Here is a 316-nt window from a genome sequence, read left to right on the forward strand (position 1 = left end):
CCATGGTGGCGGACCATCCCGCCGAATAGGGCATCGACAAAAAAGTATAGCGTTCATCGGCGCCCTCTTCAGGAGCAACGGCCACGTCCATGCGGTTTGTGGAGAAACTGATGGACGCCTTGTTGTTTTCCTTCAGCTTCTTCAGGTTCTCCTCAATGGCGCCCACTGGCTGGGACACGATGGACAGCTTGTCCCAGCTATAGAACCCCGGCTTGGAAAAACGAAGGAGGAACTTCTTGCGCGCCTTGTCGCTGTAGCCCATGTTGACGGCCCAGTTCACCGTGCCGCCGTAGGAGGACGAGGTGTTGGTAGCCAC

1 protein-coding gene is annotated in these 316 nt (G+C 57.3%); it reads right to left on the reverse strand.

Features of this window, described 5'->3' with window-relative positions:
* The coding region (locus PZH32_RS12340) for a YfhO family protein (protein WP_275208542.1) at window positions 1–316 on the reverse strand (316 nt) is incomplete at both ends.

This window comes from Adlercreutzia equolifaciens (assembly GCF_029076695.1).
Taxonomy (GTDB): Bacteria; Actinomycetota; Coriobacteriia; order Coriobacteriales; family Eggerthellaceae; genus Adlercreutzia; species Adlercreutzia equolifaciens_A.